At 31.5% G+C, this 16,182-nt stretch carries 17 protein-coding genes; 8 read left to right on the top strand and 9 right to left on the bottom strand.

Features of this window, described 5'->3' with window-relative positions; translation table 11 throughout:
* Window positions 1-21: 21 nt before the first annotated feature.
* Window positions 22-783, top strand: a complete 762-nt coding sequence (locus tag DU428_RS07135; RefSeq protein WP_113966029.1) for an MBL fold metallo-hydrolase — start codon at window positions 22-24, stop codon at window positions 781-783.
* Window positions 784-795: 12 nt separating this feature from the next.
* The gene (locus DU428_RS07130; RefSeq protein WP_243633462.1) at window positions 796-1,299 is read left to right on the top strand and encodes a hydrolase; all 504 of its coding nucleotides are present in this window, start codon (window positions 796-798) and stop codon (window positions 1,297-1,299) included.
* Here DU428_RS07130 and DU428_RS07125 read toward each other — a convergent pair.
* From DU428_RS07125 to DU428_RS07105, 5 genes are all read right to left on the bottom strand, one after another.
* Window positions 1,296-1,952 (bottom strand): alpha/beta hydrolase, encoded by a 657-nt coding sequence (locus DU428_RS07125; RefSeq protein ID WP_113966030.1) that lies wholly within the window; start codon window positions 1,950-1,952, stop codon window positions 1,296-1,298. The two genes, DU428_RS07130 and DU428_RS07125, sit on opposite strands and share 4 nt — an antisense overlap.
* Complete coding sequence (locus tag DU428_RS07120) at window positions 1,952-2,284, bottom strand: hypothetical protein (RefSeq protein WP_072349442.1); 333 nt, start codon at window positions 2,282-2,284, stop codon at window positions 1,952-1,954. The genes DU428_RS07125 and DU428_RS07120 overlap by 1 nt, the downstream gene beginning before the upstream one ends.
* Window positions 2,281-3,537, bottom strand: a complete 1,257-nt coding sequence (locus DU428_RS07115; protein ID WP_072349441.1) for a dihydroorotase — start codon at window positions 3,535-3,537, stop codon at window positions 2,281-2,283. The genes DU428_RS07120 and DU428_RS07115 overlap by 4 nt, the downstream gene beginning before the upstream one ends.
* Window positions 3,534-5,456, bottom strand: a complete 1,923-nt coding sequence (locus DU428_RS07110) for a BatA domain-containing protein (protein ID WP_113966031.1) — start codon at window positions 5,454-5,456, stop codon at window positions 3,534-3,536. The genes DU428_RS07115 and DU428_RS07110 overlap by 4 nt, the downstream gene beginning before the upstream one ends.
* 107 nt (window positions 5,457-5,563) lie before the next feature.
* Entirely contained in the window at window positions 5,564-6,571 is a 1,008-nt protein-coding gene (locus tag DU428_RS07105; RefSeq protein ID WP_072349439.1) for a glycosyltransferase family 2 protein, read from the bottom strand.
* A gap of 201 nt (window positions 6,572-6,772) precedes the next feature.
* On the opposite strand from DU428_RS07105, the gene DU428_RS07100 reads away from it, so the two are divergent.
* Entirely contained in the window at window positions 6,773-8,668 is a 1,896-nt protein-coding gene (locus DU428_RS07100) for a M61 family metallopeptidase (protein WP_113966032.1), read from the top strand.
* Window positions 8,669-8,807: 139 nt separating this feature from the next.
* On the top strand, window positions 8,808-9,140 hold the full coding sequence (locus tag DU428_RS07095; protein WP_072349437.1) for a DUF6799 domain-containing protein: 333 nt from the start codon (window positions 8,808-8,810) through the stop codon (window positions 9,138-9,140).
* A 6-nt stretch (window positions 9,141-9,146) separates the two neighbouring features.
* Here the strand turns inward: DU428_RS07095 and DU428_RS07090 are convergent, their stop codons facing one another.
* Window positions 9,147-9,920 (bottom strand): TIGR02757 family protein, encoded by a 774-nt coding sequence (locus tag DU428_RS07090; protein WP_072349436.1) that lies wholly within the window; start codon window positions 9,918-9,920, stop codon window positions 9,147-9,149.
* Between the two features lie 17 nt (window positions 9,921-9,937).
* A complete protein-coding gene (locus DU428_RS07085) occupies window positions 9,938-10,600 on the bottom strand; it encodes an ABC transporter ATP-binding protein (protein ID WP_072349435.1) in 663 nt (220 codons plus the stop codon).
* 185 nt (window positions 10,601-10,785) lie between these two features.
* Between DU428_RS07085 and folE the strand changes: the two genes are divergently transcribed.
* Window positions 10,786-11,382 (top strand): GTP cyclohydrolase I FolE, encoded by a 597-nt coding sequence (gene folE / locus DU428_RS07080; RefSeq protein WP_072349434.1) that lies wholly within the window; start codon window positions 10,786-10,788, stop codon window positions 11,380-11,382.
* A gap of 88 nt (window positions 11,383-11,470) precedes the next feature.
* Window positions 11,471-11,755, top strand: a complete 285-nt coding sequence (locus DU428_RS07075; protein ID WP_113966033.1) for a hypothetical protein — start codon at window positions 11,471-11,473, stop codon at window positions 11,753-11,755.
* A 43-nt stretch (window positions 11,756-11,798) separates the two neighbouring features.
* Here the strand turns inward: DU428_RS07075 and DU428_RS07070 are convergent, their stop codons facing one another.
* Window positions 11,799-12,689 (bottom strand): lysophospholipid acyltransferase family protein, encoded by an 891-nt coding sequence (locus DU428_RS07070; protein WP_072349432.1) that lies wholly within the window; start codon window positions 12,687-12,689, stop codon window positions 11,799-11,801.
* Between the two features lie 63 nt (window positions 12,690-12,752).
* Here DU428_RS07070 and DU428_RS07065 point away from each other — a divergent pair, with 63 nt between their 5' ends.
* A complete protein-coding gene (locus tag DU428_RS07065) occupies window positions 12,753-13,403 on the top strand; it encodes a rhomboid family intramembrane serine protease (protein ID WP_072349431.1) in 651 nt (216 codons plus the stop codon).
* A gap of 56 nt (window positions 13,404-13,459) precedes the next feature.
* On the opposite strand, the gene DU428_RS07060 is transcribed toward DU428_RS07065, so the two are convergent.
* Complete coding sequence (locus DU428_RS07060) at window positions 13,460-14,584, bottom strand: TlpA disulfide reductase family protein (protein ID WP_113966034.1); 1,125 nt, start codon at window positions 14,582-14,584, stop codon at window positions 13,460-13,462.
* Between the two features lie 97 nt (window positions 14,585-14,681).
* Between DU428_RS07060 and mnmE the strand changes: the two genes are divergently transcribed.
* Complete coding sequence (mnmE, locus tag DU428_RS07055; RefSeq protein WP_113966035.1) at window positions 14,682-16,070, top strand: tRNA uridine-5-carboxymethylaminomethyl(34) synthesis GTPase MnmE; 1,389 nt, start codon at window positions 14,682-14,684, stop codon at window positions 16,068-16,070.
* The last annotated feature ends 112 nt before the right edge of the window (window positions 16,071-16,182 follow it).

Here is a 16,182-nt window from a genome sequence, read left to right as displayed (position 1 = left end):
TTGTTTCAAAATATCAAACAATTGAAAATTACTTTTCTTGGCACAGGAACTTCTCAGGGTATTCCAGTTATTGGTAGTAATCACCCTGTTTGTTTAAGCAAAAATCCAAAAGATAAAAGATTACGTGTTTCGGTAATGATTGAGCATGAAAATAAGGTTTATGTTGTTGATTGCGGACCAGATTTCAGGCAACAAATGCTTCGAGTAAATGCTACTACACTAGATGCTATTTTATTCACCCATGAGCATGCAGATCATACAGCTGGTTTAGATGATATTAGGCCTTTTTTCTTTAAGCAAGGAGATATTCTTATTTATGCTCATAAAAGAGTAATGTATGAGCTTCAAAATCGTTTTGCTTATATTTTTGCAACCGAAAACAAATATCCGGGAACTCCAGGAGTAGAAGAGCATATTATAACAAATAATCCCTTTTATTTAGGGAATTTAAAAGTTACTCCAATAAACGGAATGCATAATACTTTACAGGTTTTTGGATTTAGGTTTGAAAACTTTGCATATTTAACCGATATGAAAACGGTAGAAGATGAAGAAGTAGAAAAGTTACAAAACTTAGATGTTTTGGTTGTAAATGCCTTACGCGAACAAAAACATGCTTCTCATTTTAATCTAGAAGAAGCGCTTGCTTTTATTGACAGAGTAAAACCTAAAAAAGCTTATTTAACACATATTAGTCATTGGTTAGGATTTCATGATGAAGTAGAGAAAAAACTTCCAGAAAACGTATATTTGGCTTTTGATGGACTAAGCATTAATCTATAATTATCTATTATTATGAAGAATAAAATATTTATGTACTTATTCATATTTGCAGCACTTCTTGTTCTGTTTCAATATGTTAATTCTAAAAACGTATACGAAGCAGATCATGTAAAAATAGAAAAGTACAAAGCCAAAATAGAAAAGTATAAAGATTCTATAAAAACGGCAGAAGATAAAGCCTTTCACTTTGCTGAATTTAGCTTAGGATATTCAGATGAAGCTTTAAATTATATAGAAAAAAGAGGTTATGAAAGTGATGAGTTAATAGCTCTTATTGAAGAATCTTTATATGAATTAAATTTACAAGAAGGATCCAATCCATTAGTTCCTTATGACGCAATGTCGCCAGGAGGAAAAATGATTATTAACGCAATCAGAGTATTAAATCACAAATGGTTAATCTGTAATTTTACCGATGGAGAATATTGGGGAGAATTAATTTTAAGATATAGAATAGGAGAGAACGGTGAATTAAGTTTTGAGCCTATTGATACCTTAATGTACGCTCCTAACTAAATTTTATTTTCTAACCATTTTTTTAGTCCGTAAAAGTTTTGCGGAGCAACACCATGACCAACAGGAAATTCACTGTATTCATGTTTGATGTTTAGTACTTTTAAAAACTCAGGTGCTTTTCTAGCCCAATCCACCGGAATAACTTGGTCTACACTACCATGTGAACAATAGAAATTCAATTTAGAATAGTCTTTTGTTTCAACATCGGCAGGTAATAACTCAGGGTTAATATAACCACTTAAGGCTATTATATTATTCACTTTCTCTGGGTAGCTTAGTGCTACGCCATAACTTAAAATAGTTCCTTGGCTAAAGCCTAAAAGCGTAACATTGTCTTTGTTTACAGGATAAGTAGTAGTAGCTTCATCAATAAACTTTGCAATTAAATCTCTAGATTGTTTTGCTTCTTCATCATCACTCCATTTGCCGTTAATGTCATCAAAATTAATGGTATACCAAGCATTTCCGTATGGTTTCATTGCTAGAGGAGCTCTAACGGAAATGATAAATAATTCTTCAGGTAATTCCGAAGAAAATGAAAATAGATCGTTTTCATCGCTTCCGTAGCCGTGAAACATAATTAATAAAGGAGCATTCTCTTTTAAAGAAGACTCACGAACTATATGATAAAGTGAAAGATTTTGTGCAGACATTAGATACCTAATTTTGATAAAGTTTTTTGAAAATAAGCTCCTACTAATGGAACCTCTTGTGTTTTGCCTGAAAAAGCAGATGAAATTCCGAAGACAAATAATACTCCAAAAAATATCCAAAATCCTAGTGTAGCAAACCAGTTATCTATCGAACTGGTAACAAAACCAAGAAGCATATACATAAGCCATAAGCCTAGGCCTTGTCTGATGTGAAATGCCGAAAACGCATTTTTCTTGTCGTTATTTAAAAAATAAGCAATCACAGAACCTAATATGGTTATGTAGGCTATAATTGCTAGGTTTTTTCCTTCTTTTATACTATTCTCTTTCATGCGTTAAGTATCATTTTTTTGTTTGCAATAATACCATAAACACTTCCTTTTAATTCGGTGTTTAAAAATATACTGTTTTTAGATTTTGAATGAATATGAGATTTTTCGAAAGTATATTTATGATTCGGATTAAATAAACTCATATTCGCCTTGTTTCCAATAGAAATACTTGTGTTTTCTATTCCAAAACGATCTTTTCCTTTGGTAAGCAGACTTATTGTTTTTTTAGTAGAAAAAAGACTATTTAATACTCCAAAAGCACTTTCTAAACCTATAGTTCCGTAGCTAGCATAATCAAACTCTATGTTTTTAAGTTCAATATTTAACGGGTTATGATCACTTGTAACCATGTCTATAGTTCCGTCTTTTACTCCTTCAATTAAAGCTTCTACGTCTTTTTTAGTTCGTAATGGAGGTTGTACTTTGTATTTTGTATCAAAGCTAGTTAAAACTTCATCTGTAAAAAATAGATTATGAATTGCAACACTACAGCTTACGTCTAGTTTTTTCTTTTTAGCTTCTCTTATAAGGTCTACTGCTTCTGCTGTAGAAATTGTTGGAATATGTAACTTTCCGTTGGTGTATTCTAATAAAAATAAATCTCTAGCTACTTGTAAAGCTTCTGCTAGATTTGGGTTTCCTTTTAAACCTAGTTTGGTACTTGTAATATTTTCGTTTACTACACCGCTTCTTGTGATAGAATTATCTTGTGGATAGGAGTAAACTAATCCGTTAAAATTACTAGCATACTGCAAAGCAATTTTAAGCATATTGGCATTTGTAATAGGTTTTTTATAGTCTTGAAAAGCGCAAGCCCCGGCGTTTTTCATATCAAACATTTCTGATAGATGTTCACCGTCACTATTGTTGGTTAAAGCACCAATTGGCAATAAATGTACTGCATGGTTTTGTGCTTTACTTTTTACAAATGCTATATCAGAACTGCTATCTAAAACAGGGTGTGTATCTGCATTCATTGCAACAGCTGTAAACCCAGAAAGCGCTGCAGTTTTTAGTCCGTTTGCAATGGTTTCTCTATCTTCAAAGCCAGGTTCGCCAAAGCAAACACTGCTATCAAACCAGCCCTGTGAAACATGAAGATTTTCTAGGTTAATTTCTTTGTAGTTGTTAGGGTTTTCAATGTTTTTAGCAATATTACTAATAACACCTTTTTCAATTAAAATATCTTGTACCGTATTATGAAACTCGCTTGATGAGTCAATAATGTTTGCGGATTTTAAAAGTAGATTCATTTAAAAAATTTTAAGATAAGCATTTCTATAAGCAAAAATACCAGTGCAAAAATAACAAACCATTTCCATAGCTCGTTAATTTTTGAGTCACTTTTTAAAGTATCAAATAATTGACTAATGGAGTTGCTTAAGCTGATGTTTTCTAGCTTGCTAATATCTTGATACACAAGGTTACTTTCTGTTCTATCAAAATTATAGCTAATATTTTGAATGCTTTCCGTTTTGCTTTTAATGGTGTAAATTCCCGCTTCGTTTGGCATATCGTTGGTTGTTATGCTAACCTTATTGTTGAAATATTGTTGTTTCGGAATCATACGTATATCCTCTTTAACTAGAGATAAGATATCATCTTGTTGTAGCGATACCGGTACATCATAACTGTTTTCTTTTCCTATTGTGTAATATAGTTTTGGGATTTGCAAGCTTCTTTTAGCAATATTGTACAGGGTAGGAACAATTAAAGGGGAACTTTTAAAATTAGAGTTTTTTGAATTTAAAGCAGCAGTGAATACAAATAGGTTTTTGTTGTTCGCTAAAAAGGGTTTTGCGTCTTCAAACTGTAAAATTTTAGAAGTATTCTCCGATCGAAAAGTATAGAAACTATTTATTTTAGGGTATTGGAAGTTAGCTACACGTTTATCAAAAACATTAGCATATAATGGATGTGAATAGTTAATAGTAGTAATCTTTTTTTCTGAAGTATTTTTAGCATGAAGTGCTAAGTTTGAAGCTATCAGTAAATTGTTATATGAACTAAGAGAAATATCTTCAGATGGAATTATGAGTAAATACCCTCCATTATTAGTAAAACTAGTAAGTGTTGTGATTAAAGCATTTGGAATTTCGTCTAATTCGTTTAGAATAATAAGGTTTTGTTTTTCTATTTCGCTATAGTTCAGATCCTTGTTTTTATAAGCTTTATAATTGAATTCGTTTTCTGAAAAAATACGTTTTAAAAAAGTATCATCTGAATTATTTATAGCTAAAACATTCATTTTTTCAGGCTTGTTAATATTGAAGTACAAGTTGTTATCAAATTGAAGTTGCGTGTCTTCAATGCTTATTTCACCATCAATAGTCTCGTTAATTGCTAAAATGAAGCTTGTAATTGCTTCGCCGTCCATTGAAACAGCTGTTTTAGCTATTAGTTTTCCTTCATTGTATAAGGAAACAGGAATGTTTTCTACCGGATTTCCGGTGTTTTTTAATTTCACACTTAACTCTAGAGTAGTGGCAGATGTATTTGAAATAAATACCGAATCAATAGAAATATTATCAACATTTACCGGTTTTAAATCAACCGCATGTATATTAATTAGGGAGTCTTTTTTTGGTTGAAATGCACTTTCTGTTTCTTGAAAATCTGAAATAAATACTAAGTTTTTTAAGCTATTAGATTTCTTACTAAATAAGGTTTTACTTTTTAGTAAAACAGCATCATAATTTAATTGATTAGGCGAGTACTCTAGTTGTAATAAATCATTTTTGATGGCTTTTATGGTAGTGTTTTTGAAGGTTTTATCGTTTGTGATAATAGAAATAGTTTCTTCTTCAGGAACTTCACTAATAATATCTTGTATGGATCTCTTAAGTAGTTCACCTTGAGCGCCTTTTGTTTGTAAGCTAAAGCTATTATCTAAGTAGATAACCGTCTCTTTTCCTGTGTTTAAGCTATTGTTTTTGGAAGTATATGGTTGTGCAAAAGCAATAATTGTTGCAGCTAATAAAAGTAGTCTTGTAAATAAGGTTAACCATTTTTTTATAACTGCGCTTTTACGGGTTTGAAGCGTAACTTTTTTTAGAAAAGCAACATTGGTAAAATTTTCTTTTTGAAATTTACGAAGTTGAAATAAGTGAACAATAATTGGAATTAGCAGTGCAAATAATGCGTATAAAAATTCTGGGTGTTTAAACTGCATATTATTGAGGGTTGGTCAAAGATAAAAAATGAATATGAATAAAAAGTTTTTAAGTCACTAAAAATTCACGGATTTACATTTTAGAAAAATACTAGTAAAAACTAAGATTAGCAAAAGAAAAAGTAATCGCTAAATGAAAGCATGTTTTCTTCCTTAAAGTAATTTCTAATTTCCTTTTGAGCTTCTGCATTTGCAACTGTTACAATGCATTGTGGGTTTTCAATTTGTTTAAGGTACTCAAAACTGTGTAGTTCTTGATTATAAATATGTTTTCCTATTTTCTTTTTATTATTACAAATCCAATAAAACGGAATTCCTTTTGTAACCAGTGCCTTAGCAATTGTTTTTCCTTTTTTTCCTGCGCCCCAAATAGTTAAAAGTCTATTTTTATCATAATCCAATTCTAAAAAGTAGTGTAGCTTTATATCTAAAAAATAGTTTTGAGCGTAATGCTCATGGGTTCTAGAGGTTCTTGTGCTGTAATCCCGCCATAAATGAATTTCTTTATCACAAGGAATACAGGTGAAATTCTGTTTATAAAACCTAAAGGTTAGGTCATAATCTTCTGGATACCTGTTAGGGTTAAACGCATCTGCAGCAATAAAATCTTCTCGGTGAATCATCCAACAAGGGGAGGGAATTACGCATTCTTTGTAAATTTCGGTATAGTTAGTTCCTGATTTTGTTAAGTTATTCAACCAGGTTTCATATCTAGCATAGCCATTGCTAATTCCTTCCTTACTAAAATATTTCACCAAGCCAACAGCTACATGTTTTCTCCCGTGCTTCAGTAAGCCATCTAATAGCGTTTGTAGCTTGTCTTCATGCATAATATCGTCGCTATCCATTCTGGTAATGTAATCCCCATTACAATTTTTAAAAGCCATTCGTAATGCATCAATAATTCCGTTGCCAGCGTTCTTTAAAAGTTTTATTCTAGGATCTTTTTCTGCATAACTTTTAACTACCGAATAGCTGTTATCTGTTGAGCTGTCATCAACAATCATAAGCTCCCAATTACTATAATGTTGTTCTTGTATAGATTCTATACAGGAAGCAAGATATTTCTCGGTGTTTTTAAAAGGAGTTAGAATGCTAATAAGTGGTTTTGGCATGAAGCTAATATACTTATTTTATGTAAATATTCCCTGACGGTGTGAAGCTTTAGATTAATTCTGAATTTTGTTAGTTTAGTTTTTTACTTTGTCTATTTTAGCAAATTCAGAGTGTAATTTTTGCTTGTTTTCAACAAAAAACTGTGTTATAAAAACTGAAAAATTATATTTTGGAAATATTTTAAACTTAAAACCTTATAAATGAAAAGAGTATTTGCCATTATTGGCTTAAGCACGATGCTTGTTGCTTGCGGAACTTCTTCAAAGTCAGCAAAAGCAGAAGCTTTAGCAACAAGTTCAGCAATTGAAACCACATTAGACTTAACAAAAGTTGTTGATGATAAAGTTCCTGTAACGGTAGATCCGGGAAGGTTTATTACAGAAACGGTGATTTATAGACTTCCTAGAGTGGTACAAGGAACTTACTCTGTTAGTGATTTCGGAAAGTACGTTGATGACTTTAAGGCCTTTGATTATGACGGAAATGAAATAGCTACAACCAAATTAGATGTGAATTCATGGTCAGTTTCAAACGCTACAAAATTAGATAAAATCACTTATTATGTAAATGACACTTTTGATGTTGAAACTTCAGGTGGAATTGGGGGTGAAGAGCCTTTTTCTCCAGCAGGAACCAATATAGAACCTACTAACTATGTTTTAAACTTACATGGTTTTATTGGGTATTTTGATTCTTTAAAAAACGCACAGTATAAATTAGATGTTACAGCGCCAGCAAGTTTTGTTCGTTCATCGGCAATTCAAGAGGTAGGAACAAAAACAAGTGATGATGGAAGTGCTGTTACCACGAGCTATTTTGCTCCACGTTACTTTGATATAACAGATAATCCAATGTTTTACGGAGAGTTGGATGTGGAAGAATTTCAAGTAGAAGATATAAAAGTTGTATTAAGCGTTTATTCCCCTAACAATGTACATTCTGCTGCTTCATTAAAAGAAACAATGTATAAAATGATGCAAGCGCAAAAAAGATATTTAGGAGATATTGATAGCACACCTCGTTATGATATATTCTTATATTTAAGTGATGGCGGACCAGAATCTCCTAAAGGTTTCGGAGCTTTAGAGCATCATACCTCTACTGTTGTAGTGCTTCCAGAAGATTCTTCAAAACCAGATTTGGATAAAAGTATGATAGATGTTGTTGCGCATGAGTTTTTTCATATTGTAACACCATTAAGTGTACATAGTGATGATGTTCATTATTTTGATTATCACCAACCAACTTTTTCTAAGCATTTATGGATGTACGAAGGGGTGACAGAATATTTTGCGCAACATTTTCAAGTATATGAAGGTTTAATGAGTGAAGATGAATTCTATGCTTCGGTTTTAGATAAAATAAGAACTGCTGCCAATCTAGATGACACCATGAGTTTCACGGTAATGAGTGAAAATGTTTTAGACGAGCCTTATGCTTCACAGTATTATAATGTGTATTTAAAAGGAGCTTTAATTGGAATGTGTATCGATATTTTAATGAGAGAGGAAAGTGATGGAAATAGAAGTATGCTTTCTCTAATGAAAGAACTTTCTACTAAATACGGAAAAAACAAGCCGTTTAATGATGATACTCTTATAGAAGAAATTACTGCAATGACTTACCCTTCGATTGGAGAATTTTTAAAAACGCACGTAGAAGGTACAACACCAATAGATTATAATAAGTTCTTTGCTAAAGTTGGATTAGGTTTTATTGATGGCCAAGTGGAAACTAACTATATTCAAAATGATGGCGAATTTATTTTTGTACCAAATATGCAGACATTAGAAATAGCATTTTCGCCAGCTGTTGTAAACAATAGCTTTTGGAATGACAATGGAGTGAAGCCAGGGGATGTGCTAAAGTCTGTTGACGGAGTAGAACTAAATATGAATACTGCTCAACAAGTTATAAGTACTATGTATGTATGGCAAGCAGGACAAGAAATTCATGTGGTTTTAGATAGAAATGGTGAAGAAGTGGGTATTAAAACTACACTTACTCCATCTTTTGCCAATGGAAAAAAATTACAAGCAAGTCCGAATGCTACCGAAGCACAAAATGCTTTACGTAAAGTCTGGTTAAAAGGATAGTAATTAGATAACGGAATAACTTTATCAATCGGCTGAAGAATAATAGGTTCTTCACCCGTTTTTTTTGTTATGCTTCTGTTAAAGCAATAAAACAAAAGGAAAAAAGTTATATCTTTAATACTCATTAATTCTATTTGTTATGAAAAATATTTTATTACTAATGCTTTTTGCTTTCTTATCTATAGGAAGCCTTTATTCTCAGGATAAAAATAAAATTGAAGATGCTAATTATTGTATTTTGTTAGATGGAAAAGTTTTTGCGCAAGTAGATGGAAAAATTATTCAATTAGAAGAGGCTAAAGAATTAAACAACGGTACTATTGTAAATCCAGATGGAAGTTATATGCTTTCTAATAAATCGGAAGCCCGATTAAAAGATGGGCAATGCATAGGTTTTAGTGGAAAACTTTATGAAAGTCAAGAAAAGCTGAATCAATCGTTATTAAAACAATATAAAAAGCTCAAAAGGTAAAATAATTTAAAACCCTTCAAAAACGCCTAGGCCAAATAATGCAAAATCATATTTTACAGGGTCATTGGCATCCAGTTTACGTAAGGAAGTATCTAACTCTAATAAAGCTTTAGCATCATTTTGCTTTCTGTTTAATAAACCAAGCTTTCTAGCTACATTACTAGAGTGAACATCTAAGGGGCAAGATAGTTGCGTAGGGGAGAGATTATTCCAAATACCAAAATCTACTCCGGCATTATCCTTTCTAATTAGCCAACGTAAAAACATATTTATTCTTTTCGCTGCAGAATTTTTCAAAGGATCGCTTACATGTTTTTGTGTTCTTTGTAAATGTTCTATTTCAAAAAAGACTTTTTTAAAGTGATGAATTGATTTTTGAAGTGAATTTTCTTCAGCATGCTTTACAAAGACAGTTTCTAATCCATTATGTTTTGTGTATATATGTTTTAAGCTGCGTACAAACTGCATGAAATCTTGATCATTAAAAGTTCTATGAACAAAACCTTCTAATTTCTCTAAATCAGTTTCATGGTGGTTTATAATAAAATCATAAGGTGCGTGATCTAATAATTGCATCATTCGCTTCGCATTATTGATAATGCTTTTTCTATTTCCCCAAGCTATTGTTGCAGTTAAAAAACTAGCGATTTCTATATCTTCTTTTTTAGAGAACTCATGAGGTATTTGAATAGGGTCACTATCTATAAACCTTACATTATTGTATTGTTCTACCTTGCTATCAAGAAATTCTTTTAAGTCTTTTTGGTTTAGTTTTTTCATAGGTATAGAATTCACTTTTACACCACAATCTTCCCATCAACCATTGTTAGTTTTCTATCGGCCATATCGGCTAACTCTTCGTTATGTGTTACAATTACAAAGGTTTGTCCGAATTCATCACGTAGTTTAAAAAACAGGTTGTGAAGGTTTTCAGCAGAGCTACTATCTAGGTTTCCGGAAGGTTCGTCTGCAAAAATTAAATCCGGATTATTAACTAAAGCTCTAGCTACAGCGACACGTTGTTGCTCTCCTCCAGAAAGTTCATTGGGTTTGTGCTTATATCTATGCGAAAGTCCTAAAAAATCTAAAAGTTCTTTTGCGCGTTTTTCCGCTTCCGAAGGTTTTGTTCCCTTTATAAAGGCAGGAATACAAACATTTTCTAATGCTGTAAATTCAGGTAGTAATTGATGAAACTGAAAGATAAAACCGATATTTTCATTTCTGAATTTAGCGAGTGCTTTATCGTTTAAATTGGTAATATCTGTATCCTTGATTTTAAATACAGTCTTTTCTTTTTTCGAAGCCTTATCTAAGGTTCCTAAGATTTGTAAAAGAGTAGTTTTTCCTGCTCCCGAAGCTCCTACAATTGAAACTACTTCTCCTTTTTTTATGTGTAAATCTACACCTTTTAAAACGTGTAAATCGTCGTAATATTTATGTATGTTTTTAGCTTGAATCATGCATTTTTAAATCAAACAATGAAAGTAATACTTTATGCTTAAATCAGCAACTTTATATGTTTTTAGATTTGTAATTAGCAAGTAGTTTGAAAGAAATTAACGTATAGTATATTCGTTTCATTTAGTTCTTTATTGCCGTTCACTTATTTATTTTTCCGTATTTTTATGCAGTAAATTTAGAAAAGATGCCATACAAACAATTTGAAGAATATAATATTCAAGTAACCGAAGATATTAAACAACAATACAAAAGTATCATTGAAGATTTAGGTGAAGACACAAAGCGCGAAGGCTTGGTTAAAACTCCAGAACGTGCAGCAAAAGCCATGCAGTTTCTTACTCAGGGTTACCATCAAGATCCTGCAGAAGTGCTTCGAGGAGCAATGTTTAAAGAGGATTATAAAGATATGGTTATTGTTAAAGATATTGAGTTGTATTCATTATGTGAGCATCATATTTTACCTTTTTTCGGAAAAGCACATATTGCATATATTCCTAACGGACAAATTGTTGGCTTGAGTAAGTTGCCAAGAATCGTAGATATTTTTGCAAGGCGTTTACAGGTGCAGGAACGATTAACCCATCAAATTTTAGACTGTATTAATGATACGTTGAAACCTGAAGGAGTAGCGGTTGTTATTGAAGCTTCGCATATGTGTATGATGATGCGTGGAGTACAAAAACAAAATTCAGTAACTACAACTTCTGGTTTTAGAGGACAATTTGAAAAGATTGAAACTAGAAACGAATTTTTAAACCTAATAGGGCAGAAGCTCTCTTAGTGTAACAATTAGTAAAATGTTTATACTTATTAAGTGCCTACTAATGTTGGCACTTTTTTTGTATTAATATGTTTGATAAAAAATTACTATGAATTCACAATCTAAGAAAAAATATAAAATATTAGCTTTAAGTATCTTGTTAGATGCTGTAGGAATGATACCTTTTATAGATATTGTTTGGGCACCAATTTCAGGATATATTATGACAAGACTATATAAGGGAGACAAAGGAAAATACGCTGGTATTTTTGCTTTTATTGAAGAAATAATTCCTGGTTTAGACTTTATACCTTCGTTTACAATAATGTGGTTTTATGTATATGTATTTAAAGGAAAAACCGAGGAAACCATAATAGATATTGATGCTGATTAATAAAAAAGCTCCTCTGATTTAAGATGAGTTTTTTGTCTATTAACTATTGAAATTCAGCAGGAACTTCATCTTTATGTTTGAATCGTTTATGGGTCCATAAATAATATTCAGGAGCTTCATAAATTTGTTCTTCTACAAGTTTTAAATATCTATCTGTTAACTCGTAGTTTTTATATTCCAACGGATTAACGGCAATTGTTTGGAAGGTAGTTTCGTAATATCCTCGTTTTATTTTTTTTACAGCAAAGAAAACTACCGCGCTATCTAGTTTTTTTGCAAGCATTTCTGCTCCGGTATGAATTGGAACCTTGATGCCTAAAAATTCATTCCAATAGTAAGCCTTATCTTTTTTAGGTGATTGATCCGAGATAAATCCGCTAATAGACAACTCTCCTTTAGCTTTAGAATGCAATAATGTTTGAATAGTTTCTTTGGTGGTTATAAGCTCTGTATTATACTTCGCTCTTTTTCTTTTAATTAATTTATCAAAGTATTTATTCGCTAAGCGCTTGTATACTCCATACCCTTTATGGTTTACGAATTTTTGAAGGATAAAAATCCACTCAAAATTACCATAATGTCCACATTGTAAAACGATGTTTTTATTTAACACTTCTAGCTTATGTATTTCTTCAACGTTTAGAAGTTTAAATCTCTTTATCATTTCTTCTTCAGAAATTGTTAGTGATTTAATAGATTCTAATATCATATCACATAAGTGAGCATAGAATTTTTTCTGAATATCTTTAATTTCACTATCAGATTTCTCTGGAAACACAAGCTTTAAGTTGTAAGTAACCGTCTTTTTTCTGTAACCAATGATATAATAAACAACCACAAACAAGAAGTCTGAAATAGCATATAATAATCTAAACGGAAGAATGGAGATTACCCATAAAAGTGGATAAATTATAATGTAAACAAGAAACTGCATGAAATAATTTTAGTTTTGCAAGAACAAATATATGTTATATTTGACTCAAAACTTTAAAAATATATGGGCAATTTAAGTATTGTAACAATAGTAATTATAGTAGCAAATGTATTAATCTCATACAAAGGCTTTGGCGATTATAGTTTCTTTGAAAAGTATAAATTCAATATTGGAGGAATTAAGCGAGGGGAGCAATTTAGGATGTTTAGTTCGGGTTTTTTGCATGTAGATACGCAGCACCTAATATTTAATATGTTAACGCTTTTCTTTTTTGCTGATGTTGTTATTCAATATATAGGATCACTAGGTTTTGTGCTAGTGTATGTGGGAAGTTTAATTCTTGGAAGTTTATTGTCTTTGTATTTTCATAAAAATGAATATCACTATAGTGCGGTAGGAGCGAGTGGAGCAGTAACAGGAATATTATATTCTGCTATTTTATTGCGTCCGGAAATGAGCTTGTACATGTTTTTTATTCCAATACCAATTCCTGCTTATATTTTCGGAATAGGTTATTTATTATATTCTATTTACGGAATGAAAAATAAAGCCGACAATATTGGCCACGATGCACATTTTGGCGGCGCTATTGGTGGTTATGTTATAACCTTGTTTTTAGCTAATTGGCTGTTTCAAGAGAATCTTTTAATGATAGGTTTATTAGCAATTCCAATTGTTTTATTATTCGTTTTAAAACGAATGGGGAAAATTTAAACATAAAAAAAGCCTTCTAATTTTAGAAGGCTTTTTTATATGTAATCAGATGCTTACTAATCTAGTAATTCTGATATTTTTTGTTCTAAAGCAGGGCCTCTTAAATTTTTAGCTATAATCTTCCCGTCTTCATCTATAATGAAAGTAGCAGGAATTGCATTGATATTATATTCTCTTGCAATAGGGTCATTAAAATATTTTAAGTTAGAAACTTGATGCCAAGTTAAGTTATCTTGTTCAATAGCATCTATCCATGCTTGTTTTGCATCCTTTTGTTGTGGAGTTCCATCTAAAGAAACACCAATAATTTCTAATCCTTTATCATGGTATTTTTTATATACCTCTACTACGTTAGGGTTTTCTCTCCTACATGGTCCACACCAAGCAGCCCAAAAATCTATGATAGTAACTTTTCCTTTAATATCATTTAAAGTAATAGCTTCACCTTCTGGAGAAGGAGCAGTAAAGTTAGGTGCTATACTTCCTATCGCAGTATTTCTATTTTCATTTAAATATTTAGAAACAGCTTTACCAGTTCTAGCGTTTTTTATATTATCGTCAAGACTGTTGTATAAATCTTCAATTTGTGCAAACTCCATTTTGTTGTTCATTGTTGCACTTTCAAGAATAAATCCTGATAAAACAGCATCGGTATTTGTAGAAACAAATTGTATGTCATTAGCTAGACCTTCTTTCATTAAGTTTTCATAATCTGTACGTAAACTAGCCATTTTAACCGAGTCTTGGTTTTGGTAAGCTAATCTAAATGCTTCATCAATTTTAGAGGTTTTAGTACGTAAGTTTTTAGCATAATCTTGATAATCGCTCAATAACTTATTTTCTTTTCCGCCATCAATAACAGAAGCATAAACACTATCTGTGTAAATAGTTAAATCTATCTTTTCGTTTTCAAGTATAAATGGTAGGCCGCCAGGTATTCCTTCTATAGCTATAAAATACATATCTGGGTTATCAATCTTTCCTTTAAATTCAAAAGTACTATTTGTAATTCTTGTCGAGTCTAAAACAACTGTCGTTCTACCTTCAGATCTAACTATCTGAACAAGTTCGTTGTTTTTTACTTTGTCTAATTTTCCGCTCACTAAATATCCATCTAGATTATTTTGTGCACAAGAAGTTAGAATAATTGAAATACATAAAAAGTATAAAATACGTTGCATAAATTTAATTTTTGAACAAATATAAGGGGTTAATCTCTATTTAATTTCAAAAAGCAATTATGTTAGTTTTAATTTAACAATTGCTTACTTTTGTACTATGATATTAAATGATACTATAATTGCATTAGCGACACCTTCTGGAGCAGGGGCAATAGCTGTTATACGACTTTCTGGCCCAGAAGCAATTTCTATTTGCTCGAAGTTTTTTCAGTCTATTCACAATAAAGACTTGACCAAACAAAAAACCCATACCATTTTATTGGGGCATATAAAGGACGGAAATAAGACTTTAGATGAAGTATTAGTTTCTGTATTTAAAAATCCAAATTCCTATACAGGTGAAGACGTAGTTGAAATTTCTTGTCATGGTTCTGTATTTATTCAGCAAGAAATTTTACAATTGTTTTTACGTAATGGCTGCAGAATGGCAAACGCTGGAGAATTTACGCTACGCGCATTTTTAAACGGAAAATTAGATCTTAGTCAGGCAGAAGCTGTAGCAGATTTAATTGCAAGTGATAATGAAGCTTCACACCAAATTGCCATGCAACAAATGCGTGGTGGTTTTTCAAGTGAAATAGCGAAACTTCGTGAAGAACTTTTAAATTTTGCTTCATTAATTGAACTAGAATTAGATTTTGCAGAAGAGGACGTTGAGTTTGCAGATAGAACCCAATTTAAAGCTTTGGTAGATAGAATCATCTTTGTTTTAAAACGATTAATAGATAGTTTTTCTGTCGGAAATGTTATTAAAAACGGAATTCCTGTTGCAATTGTAGGAGAACCAAACGTAGGTAAATCCACCTTGCTTAATGCGCTTTTGAATGAAGAAAGAGCCATTGTAAGCGATATAGCAGGTACTACAAGAGATACTATTGAAGACGAGATAGTAATTGGCGGAATGGGATTTAGGTTTATTGATACCGCAGGAATTAGAGATACGAAAGATGTAGTTGAAAGTATTGGTATTAAAAAGACTTTTGAGAAAATAGAACAAGCACAAGTAGTTGTTTATTTGTTTGATGCAGAGAAATTCATAACAAATAGCGAAAAATTTATTGTTGAAATCGAAAGAATAAAGAATAAATATCCGTTAAAACCATTAGTAATCATAGCGAATAAGGTGGATAAGCTATCTGAATCAGATAGCAAAAACCTTAATACTTCTATTGAAAACCTTCATTTGTTATCTGCCAAGTCAGGAACAGGAGTAGAAGAGTTAAAAGATAAATTGCTAGGTTTTGTTAATACTGGCGCTTTACGAAACAACGAAACGATTGTTACCAACTCTAGACATTATGACGCCTTACAAAAGGCTTTTGAAGAAGTTTCTAAAGTTAAATACGGACTAGAATCTGATTTATCCGGAGATTTATTGGCAATAGATATAAGACAGGCTTTATATCACTTTGGAGAAATCACCGGAGAAATTACAAGTGATGATTTACTAGGGAATATTTTTGCTAATTTCTGTATCGGGAAATAAACACCCTTCACTTCTTTCTTTGTTGCTTGTTATTCAAGGGTTTATATATTCTTTCTTATTGGATATTTGCCTTTTATGTTCTAAATTTGTTGCTCATCTGTTGCCAAATATG

Source organism: Oceanihabitans sediminis (assembly GCF_003337215.1).
Lineage (GTDB): Bacteria > Bacteroidota > Bacteroidia > Flavobacteriales > Flavobacteriaceae > Oceanihabitans > Oceanihabitans sediminis.
The sequence above is the reverse complement of the archived record's forward strand: the minus strand, read 5'-3'. Positions and strand labels throughout refer to the sequence as shown.

Coding starts and splice junctions, on each gene's coding strand:
- DU428_RS07130 (WP_243633462.1), top strand. CDS start 796: ATGAAGAATAAAATATTTATGTACTTATTCATATTTGCAGCACTTCTT.
- DU428_RS07125 (WP_113966030.1), bottom strand. CDS start 1,952: ATGTCTGCACAAAATCTTTCACTTTATCATATAGTTCGTGAGTCTTCT.
- DU428_RS07120 (WP_072349442.1), bottom strand. CDS start 2,284: ATGAAAGAGAATAGTATAAAAGAAGGAAAAAACCTAGCAATTATAGCC.
- DU428_RS07115 (WP_072349441.1), bottom strand. CDS start 3,537: ATGAATCTACTTTTAAAATCCGCAAACATTATTGACTCATCAAGCGAG.
- DU428_RS07110 (WP_113966031.1), bottom strand. CDS start 5,456: ATGCAGTTTAAACACCCAGAATTTTTATACGCATTATTTGCACTGCTA.
- DU428_RS07105 (WP_072349439.1), bottom strand. CDS start 6,571: ATGCCAAAACCACTTATTAGCATTCTAACTCCTTTTAAAAACACCGAG.
- DU428_RS07100 (WP_113966032.1), top strand. CDS start 6,773: ATGAAAAGAGTATTTGCCATTATTGGCTTAAGCACGATGCTTGTTGCT.
- DU428_RS07095 (WP_072349437.1), top strand. CDS start 8,808: ATGAAAAATATTTTATTACTAATGCTTTTTGCTTTCTTATCTATAGGA.
- DU428_RS07090 (WP_072349436.1), bottom strand. CDS start 9,920: ATGAAAAAACTAAACCAAAAAGACTTAAAAGAATTTCTTGATAGCAAG.
- DU428_RS07085 (WP_072349435.1), bottom strand. CDS start 10,600: ATGATTCAAGCTAAAAACATACATAAATATTACGACGATTTACACGTT.
- folE (WP_072349434.1), top strand. CDS start 10,786: ATGCCATACAAACAATTTGAAGAATATAATATTCAAGTAACCGAAGAT.
- DU428_RS07075 (WP_113966033.1), top strand. CDS start 11,471: ATGAATTCACAATCTAAGAAAAAATATAAAATATTAGCTTTAAGTATC.
- DU428_RS07070 (WP_072349432.1), bottom strand. CDS start 12,689: ATGCAGTTTCTTGTTTACATTATAATTTATCCACTTTTATGGGTAATC.
- DU428_RS07065 (WP_072349431.1), top strand. CDS start 12,753: ATGGGCAATTTAAGTATTGTAACAATAGTAATTATAGTAGCAAATGTA.
- DU428_RS07060 (WP_113966034.1), bottom strand. CDS start 14,584: ATGCAACGTATTTTATACTTTTTATGTATTTCAATTATTCTAACTTCT.
- mnmE (WP_113966035.1), top strand. CDS start 14,682: ATGATATTAAATGATACTATAATTGCATTAGCGACACCTTCTGGAGCA.